This is a genomic window from Ferrimicrobium acidiphilum DSM 19497, from assembly GCF_000949255.1.
Classification (GTDB): domain Bacteria; phylum Actinomycetota; class Acidimicrobiia; order Acidimicrobiales; family Acidimicrobiaceae; genus Ferrimicrobium; species Ferrimicrobium acidiphilum.
Window position 1 is genome coordinate 60,759 of record NZ_JXUW01000003.1, and the last position, 21,852, is coordinate 82,610.

Consider the following 21,852-nt stretch of genomic DNA (forward strand, 5'->3'; position numbering starts at 1 on the left):
TGTTGGCTATTCCAGAATGTATTTGACGAGAGGAACGTCTTGCCTACGATTTCACAGTTAGTTAGGAAAGGTCGAGAGTCCAAGCGGACCAAGACCAAAACACCGGCACTGAAGGGTTCACCTCAGCGTCGTGGGGTATGTACTCGCGTGTACACGGCTACTCCGAAGAAGCCGAACTCGGCTTTGCGGAAGGTGGCGCGCGTTCGCTTGACCTCTGGAGTAGAGGTGACGGCATATATTCCTGGGATTGGACACAATCTCCAGGAGCACTCCATCGTCCTAGTCAGAGGTGGACGTGTCAAGGACTTACCTGGCGTTCGCTACAAGATCGTTCGAGGGTCGCTCGACTCAGCAGGCGTGAAGAATCGCAAACAGGCTCGTAGCCGATACGGCGCGAAGAGGGAGAAGTAGAGTCATGCCCAGAAAGGGCCCAATCCAACCTAGGTTCATTGCTTCCGATCCTGTGTATCATTCCGTTTTGGTTGCTCAGTTTGTCAATAAGGTGCTAGTGAGTGGCAAAAAGTCGGTCGCGGAACACATAGTCTACCGTGCCCTCGACGTGATTGCAGAGAAGGTCGGTAGTGACCCAGTCGCTGTACTCAAGCGCGCGGTCGATAATACGCGGCCCGATACCGAGGTCCGATCGCGGCGAGTCGGTGGTACCACCTACCAGGTTCCTGTTCTTGTGAAGCCCAGACGGGCGAACTCGGTGGCTATCCGTTGGATTGTGACCAACGCTAAAGGCCGTCGCGAGAAGACGATGGTTGAACGGCTAGCCAACGAGGTACTTGACGCATCCAATGGAGTCGGTGCCTCGGTGAAGCGCCGCGATGACACTCATAAGATGGCTGAGTCAAACCGCGCATTTATGCACTACCGCTGGTAAAGGCGCCCTGCCGGTTTGGTCTGTTCCAAGCGCGGTACGGTGTTTCGTGAGCGTATGTATCGAGAGTGTTTCCGCAGTGTGCAGTTGCGGCGGTGGCATTTGAGGCGGTGGCGTTTGAGGTTGGTGTGTCAGCCCGTCGTAGGCGGGCATCAGGTTGGGGGTTTGTTCTTAGCTTCCAAGGCTAGGGCCGAGGAAGAGATGATGGGCGGGCACTGCGAGAGAGTACTCGTGGTGTGTTACGCAGAGGAGAAGAAGTAAATGGCGACGAAGCGGGAGATGCCTCTCGATCGAATTCGTAATATCGGGATCATGGCGCATATCGATGCGGGTAAGACCACGACTACCGAGCGCATTCTGTACTACACCGGTAAGAATTACAAGATTGGTGAGGTTCATGAGGGCGCGGCCACCATGGACTGGATGCCTCAGGAGCAGGAGCGCGGGATCACTATCACCTCCGCTGCTACCACCGCGTTTTGGAAGGATCACCGGGTCAACATCATCGACACGCCTGGTCACGTCGACTTCACCGTAGAGGTGGAGCGTTCGTTGAGAGTGCTCGATGGGGCGGTTGCTGTATTCGATGCGGTCGCTGGGGTGGAGCCGCAAACAGAGACCGTTTGGCGCCAAGGCAACAAGTATGCGGTCCCTCGTATCTGCTTCATCAACAAGATGGATCGTGTTGGTGCGAACTTTGAGCGTTGTGTCGACATGATTAAGGATCGATTGGATGCTAACCCACTGGTCATACAACTTCCAATAGGATCTGAGAGTGATTTTCTCGGAGTAATTGACCTTCTCCGGATGGAGGCGATCATCTGGGATGAGGGAATGGGTGATAAGTTTCACACTGAACCTATCCCCGCTAATCTTGAGGCGGCCGCCGAGAAGGCGCATCGTGACTTAATCGATGTTCTTAGCAACTTCGACGATGAGCTTATGGAGCTCTATATCGGGGATATGGAGATCTCACCTGAGTTCCTCGAAAGTGCTATTCGCAAGGCGACCATCGACAACTCTCTTGTGCCTGTCCTATGTGGCTCAGCGTTCAAGAACAAGGGAGTCCAACCGTTGCTAGACGCGGTTGTAGACTATCTTCCCTCTCCGGTTGATATCGCTCCTGCGGTGGGCACTAGCTTGTCTGGTTCCGAGATGTTGGAGCGTGAGCCCTCTGATGAAGCTCCGTTCTCGGCACTTGCGTTTAAGATCATGACCGATCCGTTTGTCGGAAAACTCACCTATTTCCGGGTTTACTCTGGCACCCTTGAGAAGGGCGCAACGGTTTTGAACTCCACCAAGGACAAGAAGGAGCGACTTGGTCGTATTCTTCTGATGCACGCGAATCACCGTGAGGATATCGACACCGTAGCTGCCGGCGACATCGTCGCTGCGGTTGGTTTCAAGAACACCACCACGGGAGATACGCTGTGCGATCCGTCTAAACCAATCATCTTGGAGAGCCTAGAGTTTCCGGACCCAGTGATTCATGTCGCAGTCGAGCCAAAGACCAAGGCTGACCAGGAGAAGATGAGTCGTGCGCTGTTCGCGCTCTCCGAGGAGGATCCTACTTTTCGTGTGCGTTCAGATCAAGAGACGGGTCAGACGGTCATCTCGGGCATGGGCGAGCTCCATCTTGAGGTCCTAGTCGATCGGATGCTCCGAGAGTTCAAGGTTGATGCAAATGTGGGCAAACCACAGGTAGCCTATCGCGAGACTATTCGTAAGCCAGTGGAGCGAATAGAGGAGCGTTATATTCGTCAGACTGGTGGTCGTGGCCAGTATGGCCACGTGGTGATCAACGTTGAGCCTCTTGGGACCGGCAGTGGTTACGAGTTTGTCGACAAGATCACAGGTGGCGTAATTCCGAAAGAGTATATACCAGCCGTGGACGCCGGTATCCAAGACGCACTAGGCTCAGGTGTCTTGGCCGGTTATCCGGTCGAGGATCTTCGGGTCACCTTAGTCTTCGGCTCCTATCACGATGTTGACTCATCAGAGATGGCGTTTCGTATTGCGGGTTCGATGGCGGTTAAGAAGGCGGTTCGGGCGGCACATCCTGTGCTTCTCGAGCCGATAATGGCGGTAGAGGTGGTAACCCCAGATGATTACATGGGGGATGTCATCGGAGATCTCTCGTCTCGGCGTGGCCGAGTCGAGGGCATGGATCAGGTCGGGAGTAACCAAGTTATCCGCGCCCTGGTTCCATTGTCGGAGATGTTTGGTTACGCCACCGACGTGCGTTCTAGGACGCAAGGTCGGGCGACGTATACCATGCAGTTCCATGCGTATCAAGAAGTCCCGGATTCAATTGCGGCGGAGATCGTTCGTAAGGTCCGAGGCGAGTAGACTACGTAGTTCTGTAATGGGTCAAGGTTGCGCCATATGGGCGCAGTGAGTAGCAACGGAGCAGGAGAAGATGGCAAAGCAGAAGTTCGAGCGAAGTAAGCCTCACTTGAACATCGGTACCATGGGTCACATTGACCATGGTAAGACGACGTTGACGGCGGCTATTACAAAGGTGTTGTCGCAGCGAAATCCAAATGTGAAGTTCAAGCCTTTCGATCAGATCGATAAGGCGCCGGAAGAGAAGGCTCGTGGTATAACCATTGCCATCTCGCACGTCGAGTATGAGACCGATAGGCGGCACTATGCCCATGTTGATATGCCAGGTCACGCTGACTATATCAAGAACATGATCACTGGTGCGGCCCAAGTGGATGGAGCGATCCTGGTGGTTGCTGCAACTGATGGTCCTATGCCTCAGACTCGCGAACATGTCTTGCTCGCTCGTCAGGTAGGCGTCCCTTACATCGTGGTGGCGCTTAATAAGGCCGACATGGTCGATGATGAGGAGCTTTTGGATCTGGTTGAGCTAGAGGTCCGAGAGCTGCTAAACGAGTATGAGTTCCCTGGCGATGATACCCCAATCGTTCGGGTATCTGCACTTAAGGCTCTCGAGGGCGATGCCGAGTGGGAAAACAAGATCATCGAGCTCATGGATGCCGTCGATGAGTACATTCCTGAGCCTGATCGACCGCTCGATCGACCCTTCCTAATGCCTATCGAGGACGTGTTGACTATCCCTGGTCGAGGTACCGTCGTCACTGGTAAGGTCGAGGCTGGCAAGATCAAGGTATCTGAAGAGGTCGAGATCGTCGGACTTCGTGCTACCCAGAAGACGGTGGTTACTGGTGTTGAGATGTTCAACAAGGAGCTCGGCGAGGGTATGGCCGGAGACAACGTTGGAGTTCTCCTTCGTGGTGTGAAGAGGACAGATGTCGAGCGCGGGCAGGTTGTCTGCAAGCCTGGCAGTATTACTCCCCATACTGAGTTCGAGGCGAACGTCTACGTCCTTTCCAAAGAAGAGGGTGGACGTCACAAGCCGTTCTTCAACCATTATCGCCCGCAGTTCTACTTCAGGACTACGGACGTTACCGGAAGCATCATGCTTCCTGAAGGCACTGAGATGGCTATGCCTGGTGATAACATCACCATCAAGGTCGAACTTGGTAAGCCGATTGCGATGGACGAGGGTCTTCGGTTCGCTATCCGCGAGGGTGGTCGTACTGTTGGCGCTGGTCGCGTCGTTAAGATCATTAAGTAGTTCATCGGTGAATGGCCCGGAGTGCGCTCCGGGCCATTCCCTGTGTTTGGGGAGCTCGCGGTCGGTGGCCGGAGCGGAGATGGAGCAAAATGAGTGATAAACAACGAATTAGAATAAGGATCAAAGGTTTCGATCATGAGATCCTGGAGGCGTCGACCCAACGTATTGTCGATACGGTGACGCGTACGCAAGGGAAGGTGGTCGGCCCAGTGCCACTGCCGACCGATATTCATCGGTATACAGTGATTCGCTCTCCTCACAAGTACAAGGACTCTCGCGAGCATTTTGAGATGCGGGTTCACAAGCGCCTACTCGATATCGTCGATCATTCGGCGAAGACGGTTGATGCGCTGAAACGATTAGAACTCCCAGCGGGTGTCGATATCGAGATCAAGATTCAAAACGTTTAAAAAGGCTCAGCTAAGATGCCTGGTCGGCGTCTTCTGAGTAGTAGTATTAGAGGGTCGTTTTATGTCCGGTTGTGCCTTTCAGGGACCCTCCGGCAGTTTCTGACCTATGGGCACCAATGCACGATTGTGTGTATGTGCCGTTGCAAAGATTGAAGGATTTCATGGCTAGTAAGACAGTGGTCGGCGAGAAAATCGGCATGACCCAAATTTGGGTGGATAACGATCGTGTCGTTCCGGTTACGGTGATACGGGTTTTGCCGGCGAGAGTGCTCCGCCGCAAGACGATGGAGCGTGACGGTTATGAGGCGCTACAGGTTGCCGTAGGCGTCGTCCAACCATCCCGGTTGACCAAACCAGTTCTTGGGCAGTTCACCTCAAGAGGAGTCGAGCCCGGACGAAAGATTATGGAGTTTCGACTAGAGGGGTCGCAAGAGTTGGGAGTGGGTTCCCAGATCGACGCCTCGGCTATCAGCACCGGCGACAGGGTCGATGTTATTGGAACTAGTCGTGGTCACGGATTCTCTGGCGGTATGAAGCGTCATAATTTCAAGGGCCAGGGCGGAAGCCACGGTAACCACAAGAAGCACCGTGCTCCTGGTTCGATCGGGGCCTGCGCCACTCCAGCGCGTGTCTTCAAGGGAACCCGTATGGCTGGGCAGTACGGTAGTGAGCGGACGACGATCATGAACCTCGAGGTTGTGCGTTCTGAGCCTGATCGTCAACTCCTGTTGATCAAGGGTGCCGTGCCAGGTCCACGTGGTGCGATGGTTGTCATTCGCGATACGGTGAAAGGCGGGAAGCGGATATGACCCAGCAGGCAAAAGTAGTCGGTGTGACCGGCAGCCTCGAGGGCGAGATCGTCCTCGTAGATCAGGTTTTTGATGTGCCGGCTAACGTTGGCTTGTTGCATCAGGTAGTGGTGGCGGAAGAGGCTAACCGTCGACGAGGTACTCACTCGACCAAGACACGTGCCGAGGTATCTGGTGGTGGTGCTAAGCCGTTCCGTCAGAAGGGTACCGGCAACGCACGCCAGGGCTCGACTCGCGCCCCGCAGTTCACAGGTGGTGGGATTGTCCATGGCCCTCGACCTCGCAGCTATGCGCAGGCCACTCCCAAGAAGATGGTGAGAGCTGCTCTCAGGCAGGCTCTTTCTGACAGGGCTCGTGGCGGCGCTATCTATGTTCTACGTGGCGAGCTGGAGACACCTTCGACCAAAGGCGCTGTCAACATCGTACAGGCCGCCGGACTCGTCGGTAAGAACGTCTCGCTCGTGGCGCTGCCTGCAGAGGCTGGTATCGTCAGGAGTTTTCGGAATCTACCTGAGCTCATGATCGCAACCCCAGCATCGCTTTTGACGCGTACTGTGCTCACAAGCGATGTAGTGCTCTTTACCGAGGCTGGGTTGTCCGCTATTGTTGATCGCTTAAGTGACAGGGAGAGTGAATAATGCACGCTGGGGATCGTTACCAGGTGTTGCGCAGACCACTCGTGTCTGAGAAGAGCTATAACCTTATGGATACCGGTGTCTATACCTTCGAGGTCGACACCGATGCCACGAAGATTGATGTCCGCAAGGCGGTGGAGAAGCTCTTCGAGGTCAAGGTGGCCAAGGTTAACACATTGAATCGCAAGGGCAAGTCGACGCGAAATCGACGCACCGGTAAGGTTAGCTTTCGTCCGGATACCAAAATCGCTTACGTGACACTTCGCGAGGGTTTTGCTATTGAGTTGTTGCAGAGGTAGGTAGATATGGCGATTCGTAGACGAAAACCAACCAGTGCAGGGCGACGTTTCCAGTCGGTCTCAACTTTTGATGAACTCACCAAGAAGGCTCCTGAGAAGTCGTTGCTACAGCCGAAGTCGAGCAGTGGGGGTCGTAACTCTAAGGGCCGCAAGACGGCGCGACACCGTGGAGGGGGACACAAACAGCAGTATCGTTTGATAGATTTCAAGCGAACCAAGGATGGAGTTCCGGCTACGGTAGCAGCGATTGAGTACGATCCGAATCGAAATGCTCGTATCGCTCTGCTTCATTATCATGACGGTGAAAAGCGATATATTCTGGCTCCTCGAGGGTTGAAGGTCGGCGATAAGGTGCAATCGGGTGTTGGCGCCGATATTACCGTCGGCAATGCCTTGCCGTTGCGTGCTATCCCAGTCGGGTCTGTGGTTCACAACGTTGAGTTACGTCCTGGCCAGGGGGGTAAAATCGCTAGAAGTGCGGGTATGAGTGTTCAGCTCGTCGGTCGTGACGAGGTTTACGCTACGCTCCGACTCCCATCGACAGAGATGCGACGAGTTCCGGCCGACGCTCGAGCCACCATCGGCGAGGTTGGTAACGCAGAGTTCGAGCTTCTCTCTATTGGTAAGGCCGGTCGAAACCGTTGGAAGGGAGTGCGCCCACAGACCCGTGGTGTCGCCATGAACCCGGTCGATCACCCCCTTGGCGGTGGTGAAGGCAAGACTTCGGGTGGGCGCCACCCGGTCTCCCCTTGGGGTAAACCAGAGGGTCGCACTCGGCGCGCACATCGTGATTCCGATCAGTTAATTATTCGACGACGTCGCGGTCGCGGAGCCAGGAGATAGTAGATGCCTAGAAGTCTTAAAAAGGGCCCATTTGTCGATGACCATCTGCTCAAGAAGGTCGATGATCTGAATGAGAAGAGCGAGAAGCGAGTCATAAAGACCTGGTCTCGGAGATCAACAATTATTCCGGATATGGTTGGACACACCATCGCGGTCCATGACGGTCGTAAGCACGTACCGGTCTATGTCACCGAGTCCATGGTCGGACACAAGCTCGGCGAGTTTGCGCCGACTCGGACCTTCCGTTACCATGCCGGTCAAGAAAAGACAGCGAGGAGACGATAGTGGCGCAGACGTTAGAGGCGAATCAGGCACGCGCGGTTCTGCGTTACTTCCGCATGAGCCCCACCAAGGCTCGACAGGTTCTCGATCTCATTCGAGGCAAGTCGGCGGTTGACGCTATTAGGGCACTTTCGTTGGTCAATCGGGAGGCCAGTGAGGTAGTTGGCAAATTGCTCGCCTCAGCAGTCGCTAATGCTACGGTTCGCTACGGCCTTGGCGCGGATGAGGTGTTTGTCGCAGCTGCTTTCGCCGACGAGGGCCCGACGATCAAGCGATTTCGGCCGCGAGCTCGCGGTCGGGCGACGCGTATTCGCAAGCGTAGCTGCCATATAACCATCGTTGTTGAGGAGATGCCGCTCGAGATGCGGAGGGTTGAGGCGGCAAAGAGCTCTGGTCGCCAAAGCGCGCGTCGTGCTCAGAGGGTGGCCTCCTCGCGTGGTACCACACAAGCGACCGACACGCCGGCTCTTGCGACAGGGCCAGAGAACACAGGGCCAGAGAACACAGGGCTAGCGAACGAAGACAACGTCGTGGCTGATCCAATTGTCGATAGCGTCGACACGGCTGAGGGTTGGAGTACCAGTGATGGTGCGGTAGTTGAGGCCCAGGCGCAAGAGACCGTTGTGGTTGAACCTGAGGTAGTGGACGCCGATGCCGTTGAGTCCTCGCCAGCAGATGAGGTTCCAGAACGATCGGTCGATGCCGGTGACGAGGCCGCGATCGTCGCAGAGGACGCTGGCTTAGCAGATGACGACCCAGCGGTTGTCGAAGAAGGACGGGAGGACTCATAATGGGTCAGAAGATACACCCTTATGGGTTCCGATTGGGTATTACGACCGACTGGAAGTCGCGTTGGTTTGCCGAGAAGGATTACCAGAAGTGGGTCATTGAGGATTACAAGATCCGTTCCTGGCTACAGCGAGAGCTGGCTACGGCGGCGGTGTCGCGTATCGATATCGAACGGACTCGTGATCGTCTAAAAGTAGACATCCATACTGCTCGCCCTGGCATTGTCATCGGCAAGAAGGGTTCCGAGGTCGACCGACTGCGTAAGGCACTCGAGAAGCTGACTAGTTACCCAAGAGTGCAGTTAAATGTAGAAGAGGTTCGTAATCCAGAGCTCGACGCTACTCTCGTGGCTCAAAGCATCGCCGATCAGATCTCTCGTCGCGTGAGTTTTCGACGCGCAATGAAGCGTTCCATTCAGATCGTGATGAAGGAGGGTGGCAAGGGAGTCACAGTCCAGTGTTCAGGTCGACTGGGTGGGTCTGAGATGGCAAGACGTGAGACGCATCGCGAAGGACGTGTTCCAAGGCATACACTTCGAGCAGACATAGATTATGGTTTGCGTGAGGCACATACGAACTCCGGCACAGTCGGGGTCAAGGTATGGATCTACCGTGGTGACATCGTTCCTTACCAGACGGCTGTAACCGCTACTGCCAGACCAGCGTTGCCCGACCGGCCACGACGTATTATTACAGCCGGTGGTGGCAGGCGTCGCGCCGCCGATGAGGTTGCGGTTGATGAGGCGGTTGTAACCCGTCCTCCGAAGATCGAAGAACCGGTAGTTCCTGAGGAGCTTGAACGCCTCCTTGCAGAGGAAGAGGATATCGAGCGTCGTACCAAAGAAGAGGGACACGAGGCGCCGCACTTCAAGAAGGAGGTGGATTAGTCGATGCTGATGCCCCGTAAAGTTAAGCACCGTAAGACCCATCGCGGTCGTCTTACCGGTATGGCTAAGGGTGGTACAGAGGTCAGTTTTGGTCGGTATGGAATCCAGGCGTTAGAGCCGGGGTGGATTACGGCCAGGCAGATTGAGGCTGCTCGTGTTGCGATGACGCGTCACGTTCGTCGTGGCGGCAAGGTGTGGATTCGTGTTTTCCCGGATAAGCCGGTCACAAAGAAGCCCGCGGAGACGCGCATGGGCTCAGGAAAGGGTAACCCCGAGTTTTGGGTTGCCGTGGTGCGCCCTGGGAAGATCCTGTTCGAGCTCGATGGTGTCAATGAGGAGCTCGGGCGTGCGGCTATGGAGCGTGCTATACAGAAGCTTCCGATCAAAGCGCGATTTGTCATCAAGGAGGGCGTGGAAGCCATCGGAGGTTCAAGGTGAGCAAGGCTACCGAATATCGTGACATGCTTGATGATGAGCTAAGGACCAAGCTTGGGGAGACAAAGGAGGAGCTTTTTAGGCTCCGATTTGCCATCGCCTCTGCCCAGGGGACTGATACGGCGAAGCTTGGATTGCTCCGTAAGGAGATCGCTCGCATCGAGACGGTTTTGAGTGAGCGGCGAGTCGCTGCACTAGGAGGAGAATTATGAGCGAGTCGCCCGAGGTACGCCCGCAGCGCAAGGTCCGTGAGGGTGTTGTCGCCTCTGATGCGATGAACCAGACGATTATCGTTCTGGTGAATCAAAGAGTGCGGCATCCGCGTTACATGCGTACGATTTCAAAGACGAAGAGATTGTACGTTCATGATGTGAATAACGACGCCCATGTTGGCGATACGGTCGAGGTCGAGGAGACCCGTCCGCTCTCCAAGCTGAAGCGTTGGAGGTTGGTTCGAGTTGTGGAGCGTGCAAGGTGATTCAGCAGGAGAGTCGACTGCGTGTCGCTGATAATTCAGGCGCACGAGAGGTTTTGTGCATTCGCGTGCTCGGTGGTAGTCGGCGACGCTACGCGGGTATTGGCGATGTCTTCATCGCGACCGTGAAGGATGCCCTTCCTGGGGCGGGTGTGAAGCGCGGTGATGTGGTTAAGTGTGTCGTCGTTAGGACTCGTAAAGAGTCGCGACGGGCTGACGGTAGCTACATCCGTTTTGATGATAATGCTGCGGTATTGATCAATGATCAGATGCAGCCACGTGGGACACGTATCTTCGGGCCTGTAGGGCGCGAGCTTCGTGATAAGCGCTTCATGCGCATCGTTTCGTTGGCACCGGAGGTGTTGTAATGCGGTTAAAGAGTGGAGATCGAGTTCGTGTGCTTTCGGGCAAGGACCGTGGCTCCGAAGGACAGATCCTAAAGGCATTTCCGGGTGAAGGGAGAGTGCTGGTTGAGGGAGTCCATATGGTTCAACGGCATACGAAGGCTCGTGATGCCACGACTCCAGGTGGTATCATCGAGAAGTCGCTACCGATAGATGCGTCGAACGTAGCAATAGTCTGTTCGTCTTGTGGTCCTACCCGGATCGCCATGGATGTAGATGAGTTCGGAAAACGCTTTCGGGTATGCAGAAAGTGCAGGACAGCGCTATGAGCACCAGTACTACTCAACGGCCTCGGTTGAAGGTTCGCTTCGAACAAGAGGTAAGAGCTCAGTTGTTCGAGTCTCTTGGCGTGGTCAACATACACCAGGTTCCTACGCTTGACAAGATCGTCGTCAATATGGGAGTCGGAAGGGCGACGCAACAGCAGTCACTGCTGGAGGGCGCTATTCGGGACCTCGAGACGATTACCGGTCAGAAGCCGGCGACCCGTCGTGCACGCAAGTCTATCGCGGCCTTCAAGTTGAGGGAGGGCATGCCGATCGGTGCAATGGTGACGCTGCGAGGCGATCGCATGTGGGAGTTCTTTGATCGGTTAGTAGCTATCGCTATTCCTCGAATCCGAGACTTTCGAGGACTCAACCCACGCTCATTCGACGGGCACGGCAATTATTCGTTTGGTGTTAATGAGCAGTTGATCTTCCCGGAGATTGACTACGACAAGATCGATGCTACTCGTGGCATGGATATCACCATCGTCACCACAGCTGAGTCTGATGCACAGGGCAAGGCTTTGTTGCTTGCCTTTGGCTTCCCATTCCGGAAGGAAGGTTTGTAAATGGCTACTAAGGCATTGATTGCGAAGACCAATCGTCGGCCCAAGTATCGGGTGCGTGCTTACACTCGTTGTCAGCGTTGCGGGCGTCCGCACGCGGTGTATAGGAAGTTTGGACTCTGCAGGATCTGCCTCAGAGAGATGGCGCACCTCGGGGAGATCCCTGGTGTGACTAAGGCGAGTTGGTAGGAGGTTTGCGATGAGTATGACTGATCCAATCGCGGATATGCTCACGCGGATCCGCAATGCCTCGCGGGTCCGACACAGTGTTGTGCGTATGCCTGGCTCGAAGATCAAGACTGAGTTAGCCAGGATTCTCAAAGAGGAGGGCTATATTGATGGCTTCTCGGTTGCACCTGCAGTTGAGGGTCCCGGGACAGTGCTTGAGATCCAGCTGCGTTATGTCGGATCCCGCAATAGAGATTGCGCCATCAATGGGATAACTCGAGTATCGAAGCCCGGCCTCCGTGTCTATACCCAGGCCGCCTCGATTCAGCGGGTATTTGGTGGTATGGGTGTAGCGGTGTTGTCGACCTCTCATGGTCTGATGACTGATCGGGATGCACGCAGGGCCGGTGTCGGTGGCGAAGTCATCTGTCATGTCTGGTAGAGGAGTAGAACAGTGTCACGTATAGGCAAGCAGCCGATCATTTTGCCCGATGGTGTGACGGTAACTATTGAGGGCACCCGAGTTAAGGTAAATGGACCTAAGGGTGTTCTCGAGCGCACGATGCCGCCGATGGTAGAGGTCGAGCTCGATGATCGTACGGTTACGGTGCAGCGAGTCGATGATTCGCGACAGGCAAGAGCCATGCACGGATTGTCGCGCACCCTGGTAAATAATATGGTCGTCGGTGTTAGCGAGGGTTATCGCAAGCAGCTCGAGATAGTGGGAGTTGGGTATCGCGCTCAACTGCGTTCGCCGAGTGAGATTGAGCTAGCACTTGGGTTTTCGCACCCGGTGATCGTCAAGGCTCCCGATGGAATTGGGTTCGAGGCACCTAGCCCGACTCGATTGGTTGTACAAGGGGTCGACAAGGAGCTCGTAGGTCAGGTCGCTGCCAACATTCGTAAGATTCGTAAGCCAGAGCCGTACAAGGGCAAGGGTGTTCGATATGAAGGTGAGAAGGTAGTGCGCAAGGTTGGAAAGGCCGGGAAGTAGGTAGCGATGTCGGTAAGCCAGTCGTACAGTCGGCAAAAGAGGCGGCATCAGCGAGTACGCCGTAAGGTTATCGGTTCGACTGATCGCCCGCGGCTCGCTGTGTATCGCTCTAACAAGCATATGTTTGTTCAGCTCATTGACGACAGTCAGGGAGTGACGCTAGTCTCTGCCTCCACGTTAGAGGCTGAGTTTGTTGGGAGTTCTACTGGTAACTGCGATGCGGCTAAGAGAGTCGGTCAGACCATAGCGCAGCGGGCAGTAGCTCACGGTGTAAGTCGTGTTGTTTTTGACCGAGGTGGTTTTCAATATCACGGCCGAGTTGCCGCTTTAGCGGACGCGGCTCGCGAAGCCGGATTGGAGTTTTAGATGGCTGAGAGTCAGTATGAGGATCGGACTATCAAGGTCAATCGAGTGTCGAAGGTGGTCAAGGGCGGACGTAGGTTCTCCTTCACCGCGTTGATGGTCGTTGGCGATGGTAACGGTCGAGTAGGCATCGGCTACGGCAAGGCCAAAGAGGCGAGCATCGCGGTTCAAAAAGGTACCGAGGAGGCGCGACGCAAGTTGATCTCGGTACCGCTTGCTGGTAGCACCATTCCACATCCAATCATCGGACGTGCTGGAGCTGGACGAGTTTTGCTCAAGCCGGCAGCCCCCGGCACCGGTGTAATTGCTGGTGGTGCCGCACGCGCCATCCTCGAGATGGCGGGTATCACCGATGTGTTGGCGAAGTCGTTAGGGTCTTCAAACGGCATCAATGTCGCCCATGCCACGATGGATGGGCTTGCTCATCTGCTCAGCCCTGACCAGATCGCGACTGCACGAGGCAAGTATCCAGACCAGATAGCTCCCAAGGGGATGCTCGCATCCTTCGAGGAACGAAAGCGTCAGCAGGAGAGCGCTCATGGCTAAAGCATCGAGTTCCAAAGCTGTTGTGAAGCAGATCAAGGTGCGACAAGTGCGTTCGCTCATAGGGTCTAAGCCGGTACATAAGGGCACGTTAAGAGCTCTTGGGCTGGGTCGTATTGGCAGGGAGCATGTGTTGCCTGATCGCCCGGAGATTCGGGGAATGTTACGCAACGTCGCCCACCTCGTGGTGGTAGAGGAGATTAAATGATATATCTGCATGAACTGGCGCCGAACGAGGGCTCCAAGACGCGTAAGCGCCGGGTCGGTCGTGGTATAGGTGGAAAGGGAGGCAAGACAGCCGGACGCGGTACGAAGGGACAAGGCGCACGCGATACCATCCCGGTAGGATTCGAGGGTGGTCAGCTACCGCTCACACAACGAATTCCTAAGTTGCGTGGGTTCGACAATCCTTTCCGTGTCTCCTATACCGTTGTCAATCTCGATCAGTTGAGTTTGCTCGCCGAACGAGGCGCGCAGGCGATTTCACCGGAGGTTTTGGAGACCGCTGGCGTGATTCGCAAGGGTGCCTTGGTCAAGATTTGCGCTAGGGGAGCACTCAGTTCCTCTCTTTCGGTATCGGCGCATGGATTTTCAAAGGCCGCCAGAGAGCTGATAGAATCAGCGGGTGGAACGGTTACTGAGGTGCCGTTGCCCTACAAGTCAGGTCGTCGCCCATCGTTGGGCAACGCCCTGATGAATCGGTAGTGAACCAGGAGCGGTTAAAAGTCAGATGCTGCAAAACTTTGTGAATATTTTTCGTGTCAAGGACCTTAGGAATAAGGTCCTTTTCACGCTGCTCATCGTGGGTATCTACCAGTTGGGATCGAATATACCGGTCCCAGGGGTCAGTTATTCTGCCATCCACCAGCTTGTTACTCAGTCACAAGGTGCCGGTGTCTTTGGGTTTTTGGATTTGTTCTCCGGCGGAGCGCTGTCACGCGCGGCGCTTTTTGGGCTTGGTATTATGCCCTACATCACGTCGTCGATTATCATCCAACTTCTCACCGGAGTGATACCGAAGCTTTCGGAGTGGCGCGACCAAGGTTCCGCGGGTGAGCGTAAGATCACTCAGACGACGAGATACCTTACAATTGGACTCGCACTTCTTCAGGCCACAGGGCTTGCATTCGTCTTTCATAGTGGCTTGGGTATTCTCTTGGCGAACCAGAAATCGCTTGATCTCATCCCTAACTTCACCGTGCCTAGGGTATTGTTTATCGTCCTCACGTTAACGGCTGGTACTGCCTTGGTCATGTGGATGGCGGAGTCTATCACCGAACGCGGAGTTGGACAGGGGATGTCTATTCTCATCTTCGCGAATGTTGTCAGTATTATCCCCTCCGGTGGGCGGTTGATCTTCGATCAGGCCGGCGCTGCGAAGTTCTCGGTGATAGTTGTGGTTGTCCTTCTATTGCTAGTGGCGATCGTCTTTGTCGAGCAGGGTCAGCGTCGGATCCCGGTGGTGTTTGCCCGTCGGGTGGTTGGGCGTCGGATGTATGAGGGCGGAAACTCGTATATTCCGCTCAAGGTGAATCAGGCAGGGGTCATTCCGATCATCTTTGCGTCGTCGATTCTTTACTTCCCAGTGCTTTTGTCTAACATCATTCCGGTTAATAGCTTTCGTACCTTTGTCAATAACCATCTGCTCAACGCCACTAGTGGTTTTTACATCATTACCTATGGGCTCTTGATCATCGTGTTCACCTTCTTCTATGTCACCGTGGCTTTCGATCCCTATCAGCAGGCCGAGATCATACGTAAGCAAAATGGGTATATTCCTGGAGTTCGTCCAGGTCAGGCTACTCAACAGTATCTCTCACGTATTTTGAACCGAATCACGCTGCCTGGCGCACTGTTCTTAGCCGCGATCGCGGTCATCCCGTCGATTCTGCTGTCGGCGTGGCATATAACCTCTTTCCCTTATGCTGGCACAACTATTTTGATCTCGGTTATCGTTGCACTTGAGACCGTGAAGCAGATCAACTCCCAGCTCACTATGCGCAATTACAAGGGATTCTTGAAGTAGATGGTTGCTGGTCACCCCCTCCGACTTGTGGTAGTCGGTCGACAAGGTGCTGGGAAGGGCACTCAGTGCGTGAGAGTTTCGCATCGATATGCTATTCCTCATATCTCGACGGGCGACATGCTAAGGGCGGCGGTTGCGGCAGATTCTCCCTTTGGCCAGTTGGCGAAGTCATTTATGGATCGTGGAGAGTTGGTGCCGGATTCTGTCATCAATGGCGTGATTGCCGAGAGGCTCGAACAACCAGATGCTCGCTTGCGCGGTTTTGTGCTCGATGGTTTTCCGCGGACGAGGGAACAAGCGGTGGCACTCAATGATTTGTTGGCGCCCGCCTCACTCAACATGGTGATAAACCTAGAGGTGCCTGTGGACCTCGTGCTCCGGCGCCTATCATCGCGGCGGGTGTGCTCAGTTTGTGGGAGCATATACTCCGATGAACTGCCACCTAGGACCCCTGGGATTTGCGACAACTGTGGTGGGGAGCTGATCCAACGTGAGGACGACACTGAGGCTGCGATCCTACGGCGGCTAGAGATCTATGAACAGACGACCACGCCGTTATTGGGTTTTTATACCGAGATGAACCTTCTCGAGATCGTCGATGGTGTCGGGACGCCGGAGGTGGTGTTGGGTCGCATCAGTGAGGTACTCGCCAGCCATGGATTCTTTGAAGGCGGTAGATAATGATTCGCACTGAGACCGAACTTGCCTCGATGCGAAAGGCTGGTCGTGTTACTGCGGAGATGCTCGCAGCTTGTCGGGAGGCAGTCCGCCCCGGAGTTAGCACTGCTGATCTCGACAAAGTCGCTCGAGAGGTACTCGAGCGTCGCGGTGCTCGTTCGAATTTTCTTGGTTATCATGGATTCCCCGCGGTTATATGTGCTTCGCGTAACAACGTGATTGTGCACGGGATCCCGAATGAGGAGGAGATTCTTCATGAGGGTGATATTATTTCGATCGATGCAGGCGCCATCGTTGAGGGTTACCACGGAGATGCTGCAATCACAGTTGCGGTAGGTTCGGTGCCAAAGCGTGTCGAACGCCTGATTGAGGTTACTGAACAGTCACTCGTGGCTGGAATTCGTGAGATGGTCGCAGGGAATCATCTCCATGACATCGGTCGCGCGGTCGAGCAGATAGCCGTGGCTGCTCATCTGGGGGTGATTCGCGACTACGTGGGCCATGGCATAGGGACGCAGATGCATGAGCCTCCGAACGTGCCTAACTACTGGCCAGGACGAGCCGGACCAAAGCTGCGAGTGCATGAGGTTTACGCCGTGGAGCCGATGTTCACACTCGGTGGTGAGGATACGGTGGTTCTACCTGATGGCTGGGGAGTAGTGACTGCGGATGGCACATGGGCGGCGCACTTCGAGCACACTATCGCGATAACCGATAGCGGCCCGGAAGTCTTTACCGTACTTGACGACATCTCTTGAGATGCTTCCGATTATACTAGCAGGGTAGCTTTTTGCGCCCAGAGAGCTGGCGATCGGTCCTAGTGGCCGTATCCATTGTTAAAAGTGTGTCTGGGTACTATCAATCAGCGTGATCTGTAGGAGGATGAACTGGCGAAAGGAAAAGAGGACACCATTGTCCTTGAAGGGACGGTAGTTGAGCCATTGCCTAACGCGATGTTTCGAGTTGAGTTAGAAAATGGACTCAAGGTACTGGCCCACAGCTCTGGAAAGATGCGCATGCATCGTATCCGTATACTGCCAGGGGATAAGGTCCAAGTGGAGTTCACTCCTTACGATCTCGCTCGAGGTCGTATCACGTACCGGTACAAGTAGGGCGCGAGTTGAAGAGGTTTTGCAGAGCCGCCTCCTAGCCGGTTTCGGTCGGAGGGTTTTGTGAAGATTAGAGTTTCGTTTGGTAATTGAGGAAGGAGCACTATGAAGGTTCGACCAAGCGTCAAACCTATCTGTGAGAAGTGCAAGTTGATCCGCAGAGAAGGTAGGGTACTCGTGATTTGCGAGAATCCGCGTCATAAGCAACGGCAAGGATAGAGATGGCTCGTATATCAGGTGTTGACATTCCAAGGGAGAAGCGAGTTGAGATCTCGCTTACCTATATTTTCGGCATTGGACTAACGACTTCGCAGCAGATCTGTGCTGCGACCGAGGTAAACCCGGATACCCGGGTGCGTGATCTCACCGATGATGAGGTTTTGCGCCTTCGTACCTATATCGATCAAAACTTAAAGGTCGAGGGTGACTTGCGCCGTGATGTCGATCAGAACATTAAGCGCAAGGTCCAGATTGGATGCTATGCAGGCATAAGGCATCGTCGTGGACTCCCGGTCCATGGTCAGCGAACCCACACCAATGCGCGTACGCGCAAGGGCCCACGCAAGACAGTGGCAGGCAAGAAGAAGGTTAAGCGTTAGTCCGACCGCAATGCGGTAGTTGATTTGGATACCGTGCAGCGGTTGTCGAGAGGAGTTTCATGGCAAAGCCACGACCAGGAGGTAGAAGGCCTCGTAAACGGGAGAGGAAGAATATAGCGCGAGGAGTCGCCTATATACATTCTTCGTTTAACAATACGATCGTGACGATCACAGATCCGACGGGCAATGTTCTCGCTTGGGCGAGTTCAGGGAACGTTGGATTCAAGGGCAGCAGGAAGTCGACTCCGTTCGCTGCGCAGGTGGCTGGTGAGACCTGTGCTAAGCGCGCGATGGAGCATGGCGTTCGTGAAGTCGATGTCATGTTAAAGGGACCGGGATCTGGTCGAGAGACGGCTCACAAGGCGCTCGCGTCAGCGGGTATCGAGATCCGGTCAGTGCGCGATGTGACACCGATCCCGCATAATGGGTGTCGGCCAAAGAAGAGGAGAAGAGTTTAGATGGCTCGCTATACAGGGCCGGTTTGCCGGTTATGCCGACGAGAGAAGACCAAGTTGTACCTGAAGGGTCCGAAGTGCGATAGCGCAAAGTGCCCAATTACGATTGGCAGATTTCCTCCAGGCGAGCACGGGCGCGACCGCCAACGGCAACCCTCTGAGTACTCGATTCAGTTGCGTGAGAAGCAGAAGGTGCGCCGGACATACGGTGTGATGGGAAGACAGTTTGCTAAGACCTATGGCGAAGCCGCTAGACAGCGGGGCATTACCGGCGAGAGGCTGCTCCAGTTGCTGGAGTTGCGTCTAGATAATGTTGTCTATCGTGCCGGGTGGGGCTCTTCGAGAGCACAGGCGCGACAGTTAGTTCGCCACGGGCATATTCTGGTCGATGGTCGCAGGGTAGATATCCCAAGTTATCGACTACGGCCAACCCAGGAGATTTCGCTCAAGGAGAGTTCACGGTCGCTCGCTGTGATCGAATTCAACCGCGATATCGTCGCGCGATCGGCTCCAGCCTGGCTCGAGATGGCGCCAGCAGGGTTTTCGGCTCGCGTCTTGAACATCCCGCTCCGTGAACAGATTGATCTTGATGTACGAGAGCAGCTTGTCGTCGAGCTCTTCTCGAAGTAACGACGGGTTCGGCCCTGCTGGGGTTTTATTCCTCGGGAGTGGTGAAGTGACTAGTGAAGTAAAGAGGAACGATTAATGCTCATAATTCAGCGGCCAAGAGTGGAAGAGGTAAGTGAGGAGTCGGCGAATCGCCAGGTCTTCTCTATAGGGCCACTTGAGCCGGGCTTCGGCCACTCCGTAGGGAATGCCCTGCGGCGTGTTCTGCTCTCATCGGTACCTGGTGCCGCTATCACACAGGTGCGCTTCGATGATGCACTCCATGAGTTCACGACTATCGCTGGGGTCAAGGAGGATGTCATCGACATCATCTTGAACCTGAAAGATATTGTGTTGAGGTGTTATTCGCCTGACCCTGTGACGATCCGACTCGATATCAAGGGTCCTGCCAGCGTGCATGCTGGTGATTTTATGTTGTCCTCTGATGTTGAGATCGTCAATCCAGATCTCTACTTGGCTACAGTCTCCGACAAGGGACGACTCGCGCTCGATGTTGTGGTAGAGCAGGGGAGAGGTTACGTATCGGCGGAACGCAATAAGCGGACGAACACGATCGGTATTATCCCGATCGACGCCATCTTCTCCCCGATTCGCAACGCCAACTACGTTGTTGAGCCCGTCCGTGTTGGTCAAGCCACCGACTATGACCAGATCGTAGTCGATGTCGAGACTGACGGTTCGTTGAGTCCTCGTGAAGCGCTGGCGTCTGCCGCTGGCACGCTCACGGGTATCTTCGAGCTCGTATCTGAACTGGTGGCCGATGCTAGTCGACTGATCGTGGCCGATGAGGTTGCTGCCGAAGAGCGTTCTCCTGATTTCGATCTTCCGATCGAGGAGCTCGATTTGACCGAGCGTCCCAGGAACTGTCTCAAGCGTGCGCAGATTAACACTATTGGTGATTTGGTAGAGCGTAGCGCCGACGATCTTTTAGCTATCACGAACTTCGGGCAGAAATCGCTCGATGAGGTTGCAGAGAAGTTGGCAGCACGGAATATGTCGTTAAGGAGTGAGAATTAATGGTACCCGGCCGACCGAAAAGGGGTAACCGCCTCGGCAGCGATGCTTCGCATCAACGTGCCATGTTGGCAAACCTCTGTGCGTCTTTGATCGCAGCAGAGTCGATCTTGACCACGGACGCAAAGGCACGTGCTCTCCGTCCTGTGGTAGAGAAGTTGATCACCAAGGCAAAAAAGGGTGATCTTCATCAGAGGCGCCAGGTCATAGCATTTCTGCGTGATGAGGATGCTACCAAGAAGTTATTTGATGAGGTTGGTCCCAGGTATCAGAACCGTCAAGGTGGCTACGTTCGTATTCTGAAGCGCGGTCCACGCCATGGCGATGGCGCCCCTATGGTCGTTATCGAGTTCGTCTAAGTACCTGCTCATGGGTTGGGCGATAGTGTTGGCCTACGATGGGTCACACTATCATGGGTCCGCACCACAGCCTGGGATCGCGACCGTCGTCGGTGGATTGACCCAGAGCTTGGAGAGGCTCAGGGTCGACTATCATGATCTGGCGCTAGCGGGTCGCACTGATGCGGGTGTCCATGCCCGCTTTCAGCTCGTCTCTTTGGAGGCTCCCAGTCTTACGGAGGAGCACTACCCGCGGCTGCAGGCGATACTTCCCCAAGGAGTGATGCTACGTGTAGTGATGCGTACGCCGGCTGCTTTTCATGCTCGTCATTCCGCGCAGTGGCGGCAATATCGTTACCGTATCAGGCGTGCCTCCCATGATCCTCTTTTCCCACTAAGTTGGCAGATCTCGCATCCACTTGATGTTGGGGCGATGAGCGAGGTGGCATCGTATCTGCGAACGGTGGAGAGCTTTGAGGCGCTGTGCAAGGCGGGGAGTGCGGGCGGATTCCGGAGACGGATCCACTCGATTGAGCTAGCCGAGCGGGAGGGATTCTTCGAGATTTCGGTTCTGGGTGCTAGTTTTTGTCATCAGATGGTCCGACGTATTGTGGGTGCACTGGTGCAGGTAGGTCGTCGACGTTGGTCGCCGGAGTACGTTATAGAGGCTGTCGATGGCAGGGATAGGGCTCTGCTCAGTGAGTTGGCTCCAGCCCACGGTCTCTATCTCTGGAGAGTCGGATATAACCAGGCTTGGGAGTGGGCGGCCGAGAGGTTCCTTGAGCGAGGTTTTGAGGAAGACTGGTCAGTGATTGACAGGTTGGAGCTTCCTTTTCCTCTAGAATGGAGCGCCGAGTGTCCCCACTACCGGCACCCGAGTTGAATGAGGAAGAAAAATCATGAAGACGTTTGTAACCACCACCGCCACAATTGAGCGTGACTGGTGGGTAGTAGATGCCCAGGGATTGCGCTTAGGTAGGCTCGCCACCGAAGTGGCTAGCCTACTCAAGGGGAAGCATAAGCCTTATTTTGCTCCGTACCTCGATTGCGGTGACCATGTTGTGGTAATCAACGCGGGTGAGATTGTGCTTTCCGGATCCAAGGCTGAGAAGAAGGTCTACTACCATCACTCTGGTTATCCTGGTGGCTTGCGTGAGTCGAAGTTTTTGGAGCTCATGGAGAGGCATCCGGAGCGCGCAGTGGAGTTGGCGATCAAGGGAATGTTGCCAAAGAACCGACTCGGCCGACAGATGTTTCGCAAGCTCAAGGTCTATGCTGGGCCGAGTCATCCTCATGCGGCACAGCAACCGGTGGTGCTTGACCTCAATAATCGCCTCAAGACGCTGTAA

General features: G+C 54.9%; 37 protein-coding genes. All 37 read left to right on the forward strand.

Annotated features, from left to right (window positions below; genetic code table 11):
• Window positions 1-39: 39 nt before the first annotated feature.
• Window positions 40-411 carry a 30S ribosomal protein S12 gene (rpsL, locus tag FEAC_RS02145; protein ID WP_035389109.1) on the forward strand — a complete coding sequence of 124 codons (372 nt, stop codon included), beginning with the start codon at window positions 40-42 and terminating at the stop codon, window positions 409-411.
• A 4-nt stretch (window positions 412-415) separates the two neighbouring features.
• Window positions 416-886: a 30S ribosomal protein S7 gene (gene rpsG / locus FEAC_RS02150; RefSeq protein WP_035389071.1), complete on the forward strand. Its 471-nt coding sequence runs from the start codon at window positions 416-418 to the stop codon at window positions 884-886.
• Window positions 887-1,144: 258 nt separating this feature from the next.
• Window positions 1,145-3,232, forward strand: coding sequence for an elongation factor G (fusA, locus tag FEAC_RS02155; RefSeq protein WP_052565284.1), 2,088 nt, complete (start codon window positions 1,145-1,147; stop codon window positions 3,230-3,232).
• A 70-nt stretch (window positions 3,233-3,302) separates the two neighbouring features.
• On the forward strand, window positions 3,303-4,490 hold the full coding sequence (gene tuf, locus FEAC_RS02160; protein ID WP_035389070.1) for an elongation factor Tu: 1,188 nt from the start codon (window positions 3,303-3,305) through the stop codon (window positions 4,488-4,490).
• Between the two features lie 89 nt (window positions 4,491-4,579).
• Window positions 4,580-4,900 (forward strand): 30S ribosomal protein S10, encoded by a 321-nt coding sequence (gene rpsJ / locus FEAC_RS02165; protein WP_035389069.1) that lies wholly within the window; start codon window positions 4,580-4,582, stop codon window positions 4,898-4,900.
• Window positions 4,901-5,061: 161 nt separating this feature from the next.
• The gene (gene rplC, locus FEAC_RS02170; RefSeq protein WP_035389068.1) at window positions 5,062-5,709 is read left to right on the forward strand and encodes a 50S ribosomal protein L3; all 648 of its coding nucleotides are present in this window, start codon (window positions 5,062-5,064) and stop codon (window positions 5,707-5,709) included.
• Entirely contained in the window at window positions 5,706-6,347 is a 642-nt protein-coding gene (gene rplD / locus FEAC_RS02175) for a 50S ribosomal protein L4 (protein ID WP_035389067.1), read from the forward strand. Before rplC ends, rplD begins: the two co-directional genes overlap by 4 nt.
• Window positions 6,347-6,643 carry a 50S ribosomal protein L23 gene (rplW, locus tag FEAC_RS02180; RefSeq protein WP_035389066.1) on the forward strand — a complete coding sequence of 99 codons (297 nt, stop codon included), beginning with the start codon at window positions 6,347-6,349 and terminating at the stop codon, window positions 6,641-6,643. Before rplD ends, rplW begins: the two co-directional genes overlap by 1 nt.
• 6 nt (window positions 6,644-6,649) lie before the next feature.
• On the forward strand, window positions 6,650-7,486 hold the full coding sequence (gene rplB / locus FEAC_RS02185; RefSeq protein ID WP_035389065.1) for a 50S ribosomal protein L2: 837 nt from the start codon (window positions 6,650-6,652) through the stop codon (window positions 7,484-7,486).
• Between the two features lie 3 nt (window positions 7,487-7,489).
• On the forward strand, window positions 7,490-7,771 hold the full coding sequence (gene rpsS, locus FEAC_RS02190; RefSeq protein WP_035389064.1) for a 30S ribosomal protein S19: 282 nt from the start codon (window positions 7,490-7,492) through the stop codon (window positions 7,769-7,771).
• A complete protein-coding gene (gene rplV / locus FEAC_RS16255; RefSeq protein ID WP_371524751.1) occupies window positions 7,771-8,559 on the forward strand; it encodes a 50S ribosomal protein L22 in 789 nt (262 codons plus the stop codon). The genes rpsS and rplV overlap by 1 nt, the downstream gene beginning before the upstream one ends.
• Window positions 8,559-9,443, forward strand: coding sequence for a 30S ribosomal protein S3 (rpsC, locus tag FEAC_RS02200; protein WP_035389063.1), 885 nt, complete (start codon window positions 8,559-8,561; stop codon window positions 9,441-9,443). The genes rplV and rpsC overlap by 1 nt, the downstream gene beginning before the upstream one ends.
• A gap of 3 nt (window positions 9,444-9,446) precedes the next feature.
• Window positions 9,447-9,881, forward strand: coding sequence for a 50S ribosomal protein L16 (gene rplP / locus FEAC_RS02205; RefSeq protein ID WP_035389062.1), 435 nt, complete (start codon window positions 9,447-9,449; stop codon window positions 9,879-9,881).
• Window positions 9,878-10,090, forward strand: a complete 213-nt coding sequence (rpmC, locus tag FEAC_RS02210; protein WP_035389061.1) for a 50S ribosomal protein L29 — start codon at window positions 9,878-9,880, stop codon at window positions 10,088-10,090. The genes rplP and rpmC overlap by 4 nt, the downstream gene beginning before the upstream one ends.
• On the forward strand, window positions 10,087-10,356 hold the full coding sequence (rpsQ, locus tag FEAC_RS02215) for a 30S ribosomal protein S17 (RefSeq protein ID WP_035389060.1): 270 nt from the start codon (window positions 10,087-10,089) through the stop codon (window positions 10,354-10,356). The genes rpmC and rpsQ overlap by 4 nt, the downstream gene beginning before the upstream one ends.
• Window positions 10,353-10,721, forward strand: coding sequence for a 50S ribosomal protein L14 (gene rplN, locus FEAC_RS02220; RefSeq protein WP_035389059.1), 369 nt, complete (start codon window positions 10,353-10,355; stop codon window positions 10,719-10,721). Before rpsQ ends, rplN begins: the two co-directional genes overlap by 4 nt.
• Window positions 10,721-11,026, forward strand: coding sequence for a 50S ribosomal protein L24 (gene rplX / locus FEAC_RS02225; RefSeq protein WP_035389058.1), 306 nt, complete (start codon window positions 10,721-10,723; stop codon window positions 11,024-11,026). Before rplN ends, rplX begins: the two co-directional genes overlap by 1 nt.
• The gene (rplE, locus tag FEAC_RS02230) at window positions 11,023-11,592 is read left to right on the forward strand and encodes a 50S ribosomal protein L5 (protein ID WP_035389057.1); all 570 of its coding nucleotides are present in this window, start codon (window positions 11,023-11,025) and stop codon (window positions 11,590-11,592) included. Before rplX ends, rplE begins: the two co-directional genes overlap by 4 nt.
• On the forward strand, window positions 11,593-11,778 hold the full coding sequence (locus tag FEAC_RS14455) for a type Z 30S ribosomal protein S14 (RefSeq protein WP_081901040.1): 186 nt from the start codon (window positions 11,593-11,595) through the stop codon (window positions 11,776-11,778). It abuts the gene before it with no gap.
• A gap of 10 nt (window positions 11,779-11,788) precedes the next feature.
• A complete protein-coding gene (gene rpsH / locus FEAC_RS02235; RefSeq protein WP_035389056.1) occupies window positions 11,789-12,199 on the forward strand; it encodes a 30S ribosomal protein S8 in 411 nt (136 codons plus the stop codon).
• Between the two features lie 12 nt (window positions 12,200-12,211).
• The gene (rplF, locus tag FEAC_RS02240; protein ID WP_035389055.1) at window positions 12,212-12,751 is read left to right on the forward strand and encodes a 50S ribosomal protein L6; all 540 of its coding nucleotides are present in this window, start codon (window positions 12,212-12,214) and stop codon (window positions 12,749-12,751) included.
• A gap of 6 nt (window positions 12,752-12,757) precedes the next feature.
• On the forward strand, window positions 12,758-13,117 hold the full coding sequence (gene rplR, locus FEAC_RS02245; protein ID WP_035389054.1) for a 50S ribosomal protein L18: 360 nt from the start codon (window positions 12,758-12,760) through the stop codon (window positions 13,115-13,117).
• A complete protein-coding gene (rpsE, locus tag FEAC_RS02250; RefSeq protein ID WP_052565286.1) occupies window positions 13,118-13,660 on the forward strand; it encodes a 30S ribosomal protein S5 in 543 nt (180 codons plus the stop codon).
• Window positions 13,653-13,865, forward strand: a complete 213-nt coding sequence (gene rpmD / locus FEAC_RS02255; RefSeq protein WP_035389053.1) for a 50S ribosomal protein L30 — start codon at window positions 13,653-13,655, stop codon at window positions 13,863-13,865. The genes rpsE and rpmD overlap by 8 nt, the downstream gene beginning before the upstream one ends.
• A complete protein-coding gene (gene rplO, locus FEAC_RS02260) occupies window positions 13,862-14,362 on the forward strand; it encodes a 50S ribosomal protein L15 (RefSeq protein ID WP_052565289.1) in 501 nt (166 codons plus the stop codon). The genes rpmD and rplO overlap by 4 nt, the downstream gene beginning before the upstream one ends.
• 25 nt (window positions 14,363-14,387) lie before the next feature.
• Window positions 14,388-15,683 carry a preprotein translocase subunit SecY gene (gene secY / locus FEAC_RS02265; RefSeq protein ID WP_035389052.1) on the forward strand — a complete coding sequence of 432 codons (1,296 nt, stop codon included), beginning with the start codon at window positions 14,388-14,390 and terminating at the stop codon, window positions 15,681-15,683.
• Window positions 15,684-16,364 carry an adenylate kinase gene (locus FEAC_RS02270; RefSeq protein ID WP_035389051.1) on the forward strand — a complete coding sequence of 227 codons (681 nt, stop codon included), beginning with the start codon at window positions 15,684-15,686 and terminating at the stop codon, window positions 16,362-16,364.
• Window positions 16,364-17,119, forward strand: coding sequence for a type I methionyl aminopeptidase (map, locus tag FEAC_RS02275; RefSeq protein ID WP_035389050.1), 756 nt, complete (start codon window positions 16,364-16,366; stop codon window positions 17,117-17,119). Before FEAC_RS02270 ends, map begins: the two co-directional genes overlap by 1 nt.
• A 129-nt stretch (window positions 17,120-17,248) precedes the next feature.
• Window positions 17,249-17,473 (forward strand): translation initiation factor IF-1, encoded by a 225-nt coding sequence (gene infA / locus FEAC_RS14460; RefSeq protein ID WP_081901039.1) that lies wholly within the window; start codon window positions 17,249-17,251, stop codon window positions 17,471-17,473.
• Between the two features lie 102 nt (window positions 17,474-17,575).
• Window positions 17,576-17,689 (forward strand): 50S ribosomal protein L36, encoded by a 114-nt coding sequence (rpmJ, locus tag FEAC_RS14465; RefSeq protein WP_081901038.1) that lies wholly within the window; start codon window positions 17,576-17,578, stop codon window positions 17,687-17,689.
• Window positions 17,690-17,691: 2 nt separating this feature from the next.
• On the forward strand, window positions 17,692-18,069 hold the full coding sequence (gene rpsM, locus FEAC_RS02280) for a 30S ribosomal protein S13 (RefSeq protein ID WP_035389049.1): 378 nt from the start codon (window positions 17,692-17,694) through the stop codon (window positions 18,067-18,069).
• Window positions 18,070-18,128: 59 nt separating this feature from the next.
• Window positions 18,129-18,527 carry a 30S ribosomal protein S11 gene (gene rpsK / locus FEAC_RS02285; protein WP_035389048.1) on the forward strand — a complete coding sequence of 133 codons (399 nt, stop codon included), beginning with the start codon at window positions 18,129-18,131 and terminating at the stop codon, window positions 18,525-18,527.
• Window positions 18,528-19,154, forward strand: a complete 627-nt coding sequence (rpsD, locus tag FEAC_RS02290; protein ID WP_035389047.1) for a 30S ribosomal protein S4 — start codon at window positions 18,528-18,530, stop codon at window positions 19,152-19,154. It abuts the gene before it with no gap.
• Window positions 19,155-19,229: 75 nt separating this feature from the next.
• Window positions 19,230-20,168 (forward strand): DNA-directed RNA polymerase subunit alpha, encoded by a 939-nt coding sequence (locus FEAC_RS02295; RefSeq protein ID WP_035389046.1) that lies wholly within the window; start codon window positions 19,230-19,232, stop codon window positions 20,166-20,168.
• Window positions 20,168-20,524 (forward strand): 50S ribosomal protein L17, encoded by a 357-nt coding sequence (gene rplQ / locus FEAC_RS02300; RefSeq protein WP_035389045.1) that lies wholly within the window; start codon window positions 20,168-20,170, stop codon window positions 20,522-20,524. Before FEAC_RS02295 ends, rplQ begins: the two co-directional genes overlap by 1 nt.
• Before the next feature lie 25 nt (window positions 20,525-20,549).
• On the forward strand, window positions 20,550-21,386 hold the full coding sequence (truA, locus tag FEAC_RS02305) for a tRNA pseudouridine(38-40) synthase TruA (protein WP_160290310.1): 837 nt from the start codon (window positions 20,550-20,552) through the stop codon (window positions 21,384-21,386).
• Window positions 21,387-21,402: 16 nt separating this feature from the next.
• On the forward strand, window positions 21,403-21,852 hold the full coding sequence (gene rplM, locus FEAC_RS02310; protein WP_035389044.1) for a 50S ribosomal protein L13: 450 nt from the start codon (window positions 21,403-21,405) through the stop codon (window positions 21,850-21,852).

Bases quoted from the DNA above. Each gene is read 5' to 3' on its own strand.
- rpsG (WP_035389071.1), top strand. From the start codon at position 416: ATGCCCAGAAAGGGCCCAATCCAACCTAGGTTCATTGCTTCCGATCCT.
- fusA (WP_052565284.1), top strand. From the start codon at position 1,145: ATGGCGACGAAGCGGGAGATGCCTCTCGATCGAATTCGTAATATCGGG.
- tuf (WP_035389070.1), top strand. From the start codon at position 3,303: ATGGCAAAGCAGAAGTTCGAGCGAAGTAAGCCTCACTTGAACATCGGT.
- rpsJ (WP_035389069.1), top strand. From the start codon at position 4,580: ATGAGTGATAAACAACGAATTAGAATAAGGATCAAAGGTTTCGATCAT.
- rplC (WP_035389068.1), top strand. From the start codon at position 5,062: ATGGCTAGTAAGACAGTGGTCGGCGAGAAAATCGGCATGACCCAAATT.
- rplD (WP_035389067.1), top strand. From the start codon at position 5,706: ATGACCCAGCAGGCAAAAGTAGTCGGTGTGACCGGCAGCCTCGAGGGC.
- rplW (WP_035389066.1), top strand. From the start codon at position 6,347: ATGCACGCTGGGGATCGTTACCAGGTGTTGCGCAGACCACTCGTGTCT.
- rplB (WP_035389065.1), top strand. From the start codon at position 6,650: ATGGCGATTCGTAGACGAAAACCAACCAGTGCAGGGCGACGTTTCCAG.
- rpsS (WP_035389064.1), top strand. From the start codon at position 7,490: ATGCCTAGAAGTCTTAAAAAGGGCCCATTTGTCGATGACCATCTGCTC.
- rpsC (WP_035389063.1), top strand. From the start codon at position 8,559: ATGGGTCAGAAGATACACCCTTATGGGTTCCGATTGGGTATTACGACC.
- rplP (WP_035389062.1), top strand. From the start codon at position 9,447: ATGCTGATGCCCCGTAAAGTTAAGCACCGTAAGACCCATCGCGGTCGT.
- rpsQ (WP_035389060.1), top strand. From the start codon at position 10,087: ATGAGCGAGTCGCCCGAGGTACGCCCGCAGCGCAAGGTCCGTGAGGGT.
- rplX (WP_035389058.1), top strand. From the start codon at position 10,721: ATGCGGTTAAAGAGTGGAGATCGAGTTCGTGTGCTTTCGGGCAAGGAC.
- rplE (WP_035389057.1), top strand. From the start codon at position 11,023: ATGAGCACCAGTACTACTCAACGGCCTCGGTTGAAGGTTCGCTTCGAA.
- FEAC_RS14455 (WP_081901040.1), top strand. From the start codon at position 11,593: ATGGCTACTAAGGCATTGATTGCGAAGACCAATCGTCGGCCCAAGTAT.
- rpsH (WP_035389056.1), top strand. From the start codon at position 11,789: ATGAGTATGACTGATCCAATCGCGGATATGCTCACGCGGATCCGCAAT.
- rplR (WP_035389054.1), top strand. From the start codon at position 12,758: ATGTCGGTAAGCCAGTCGTACAGTCGGCAAAAGAGGCGGCATCAGCGA.
- rpsE (WP_052565286.1), top strand. From the start codon at position 13,118: ATGGCTGAGAGTCAGTATGAGGATCGGACTATCAAGGTCAATCGAGTG.
- rpmD (WP_035389053.1), top strand. From the start codon at position 13,653: ATGGCTAAAGCATCGAGTTCCAAAGCTGTTGTGAAGCAGATCAAGGTG.
- rplO (WP_052565289.1), top strand. From the start codon at position 13,862: ATGATATATCTGCATGAACTGGCGCCGAACGAGGGCTCCAAGACGCGT.
- secY (WP_035389052.1), top strand. From the start codon at position 14,388: ATGCTGCAAAACTTTGTGAATATTTTTCGTGTCAAGGACCTTAGGAAT.
- FEAC_RS02270 (WP_035389051.1), top strand. From the start codon at position 15,684: ATGGTTGCTGGTCACCCCCTCCGACTTGTGGTAGTCGGTCGACAAGGT.
- map (WP_035389050.1), top strand. From the start codon at position 16,364: ATGATTCGCACTGAGACCGAACTTGCCTCGATGCGAAAGGCTGGTCGT.
- rpmJ (WP_081901038.1), top strand. From the start codon at position 17,576: ATGAAGGTTCGACCAAGCGTCAAACCTATCTGTGAGAAGTGCAAGTTG.
- rpsM (WP_035389049.1), top strand. From the start codon at position 17,692: ATGGCTCGTATATCAGGTGTTGACATTCCAAGGGAGAAGCGAGTTGAG.
- rpsK (WP_035389048.1), top strand. From the start codon at position 18,129: ATGGCAAAGCCACGACCAGGAGGTAGAAGGCCTCGTAAACGGGAGAGG.
- rpsD (WP_035389047.1), top strand. From the start codon at position 18,528: ATGGCTCGCTATACAGGGCCGGTTTGCCGGTTATGCCGACGAGAGAAG.
- FEAC_RS02295 (WP_035389046.1), top strand. From the start codon at position 19,230: ATGCTCATAATTCAGCGGCCAAGAGTGGAAGAGGTAAGTGAGGAGTCG.
- rplQ (WP_035389045.1), top strand. From the start codon at position 20,168: ATGGTACCCGGCCGACCGAAAAGGGGTAACCGCCTCGGCAGCGATGCT.
- rplM (WP_035389044.1), top strand. From the start codon at position 21,403: ATGAAGACGTTTGTAACCACCACCGCCACAATTGAGCGTGACTGGTGG.